2 protein-coding genes and 1 pseudogene are annotated in these 2067 nt (G+C 48.8%); all 3 read right to left on the bottom strand.

Going from position 1 to position 2067, the window contains the following annotated elements; all coding sequences use genetic code 11:
- Positions 1–251, bottom strand: a pseudogene (locus Xvie_RS20085) (phage tail protein); the annotation flags it as partial.
- 43 nt (positions 252–294) lie between these two features.
- On the bottom strand, positions 295–891 hold the full coding sequence (locus Xvie_RS20080; RefSeq protein ID WP_086110857.1) for a YmfQ family protein: 597 nt from the start codon (positions 889–891) through the stop codon (positions 295–297).
- Positions 888–2030 carry a baseplate J/gp47 family protein gene (locus tag Xvie_RS20075; RefSeq protein WP_086110856.1) on the bottom strand — a complete coding sequence of 381 codons (1143 nt, stop codon included), beginning with the start codon at positions 2028–2030 and terminating at the stop codon, positions 888–890. The genes Xvie_RS20080 and Xvie_RS20075 overlap by 4 nt, the downstream gene beginning before the upstream one ends.
- Positions 2031–2067: the final 37 nt, after the last annotated feature.

Raw genomic sequence — 2067 nt, 5'->3', positions numbered from 1 at the left:
GTGCCGGATTGGGTGGTTGAGGCGTGGGGTACGGATTTTTGTATTATTTTCCGAATTGCCTCAGCCAATTGGGTATCATCAGATTGACTCGGTTTAATGCCCGCGGCAGCCAGTGCATTGATTAATTCTCGCTGAACACTGTTAAACCACTCCGCTGGCAATATGGTTGGCGCTACACCTGCTGCCACATTACCGTTGGTAAATTCGCCGTTTCCGTCCGCGGTATTTGTAATATCACCAATTTTTTGCATAACGAATCCTCACTCAATGAAGGTGATTAATATTTAAATTTAATTACTGGTCGTAACCGAATTGCAGAATGGTGTGAGACGGGCTAATTTTCTGAAACTGACATTCGAGTTTTTTATTTCCCCACGAACGTAATGGATCGCCGCAATAACTGCCCCCCGCCACGGCATAATTGATCGTTGTCGTAGGTGCATTAATACGCCAGACAAACGGCCAGTCGTCACCGTTAATCGCCGCGCCACAGGCAGACATGCCTGCCCGTGCCTGCCGAAACTCGGTGATGGTGATGTTAAACCCCAGTTCAGCAGCCAAATCAATAAAATATTGGTTCGACTGACCGCCTGTTTTTAGCAATTTAGACACAACCGATTTTTGCCGTAATGAAATGCTGTCAATTTCCCCAATCGCGCAATCATCAGGCAACCCCAGTGTTTGCTCCCATTCAGGCAACATGATCGTCGCTGTTGCAGGAAAACCGCCATCCAGCAATGCATGCGCATCCTGATCACTGCGATGGTAACTCCGTGCAATAGCCCGAATCACCGCGCTCATGACTGAATTGGGCTGACGCGTCCACGCCATTCCTGTTGGTAATAATCCGTTCAACCCGGCGGTATAATCATTCACACTATACTGTTTCATGTGTATTTAACCTCCCCCCGCACAGGTAATTGCCCGACCGACAATGCAATGTTTTCTGCCGGAGACGCAATCACAAAACCTGCCGTTCCCGGCACATCAGCAATGGCATATTGCAGATCGGATATAAAAATTTTTCCGGTTCCGTCGGGATTACCTTTTTCAAACAACACATTATCAATCGCTGACACAATTTTATGGGTTATTTTTGTACCAGCATGTGCAATGCCACTGATATTAAAATCAATGATGCGTTTTATCGGTGATAGCACCCAAATCAGTGCCGTCGTAGGGCGAACCCGATAAATATAATCAGCCACCCGCAATTGATCACCCATCGCGTGAACGGCATAATCAGATTCATGGGCTGAAACGCCATCCGTACCGATGGGAAAACCACCCTGTCCATTATTGTCACACATGATATAAACACCTACTGTGCCTGCACCCACCGCCCGGCCTCTGACCCACGTGCGGGTGACGCCCGGCACAGACAACGCCCACAGTTTATAATCATCATCAGAGCCGCCCTGAGGCGAGCCTTGATAGGCCAGTAACATCCGGGAACGAAATGCTGATTCACTCTCAATGTCAGCCCCGCCCGTTATGGGTACAATTGCGATTCCCTCAACATCAACACCCGCAATACTCTGGTCGAGCGTTAACACGGTCCCCGCAGGTGCATTACCTGCAACGCCACCCCCTGAAACATTATCAGTGATATCAGGCAAAATGCCCGTAATACTGATAATTCCAAGCCCGGCATCATCAATACGATTTTCTGCCACTGTCCGATACTGATAACCATCACCCCGGTTCAGTATCGTATCGGCGGGAATGATAGTTCCCGCAACCCCCGTAAACTGGAATTTCTCACATCGGGCAGCAGTCGCCGGTTTTCGGAATATTTTTTTCAATGCGGCCCAGCCTGACAGCCATTCATCCGTTGACGTAAATGGCGTCGTTTGCCGGGCGATATAATCGAGGTAACCGTAATGCAGGTGTGCCATCCCCGCGTCCATGTCAGCCAGCACACCCATATTGGAAAATCGCAATAACGGGCCGGTTTTCTGTAATTCCGACTGCAAAAAACTGCGGTTCTGCTCGCGTAATTCGGTCAGTGTTTTTCGTTTAAATGGCATTTTCTCGTTCCCATACCCAAAAAAACCGCAAGTCCTC

Source organism: Xenorhabdus vietnamensis, from assembly GCF_002127535.1.
Taxonomy (GTDB): Bacteria; Pseudomonadota; Gammaproteobacteria; order Enterobacterales; family Enterobacteriaceae; genus Xenorhabdus; species Xenorhabdus vietnamensis.
This window is presented reverse-complemented; position numbering and strand designations above follow the sequence as displayed.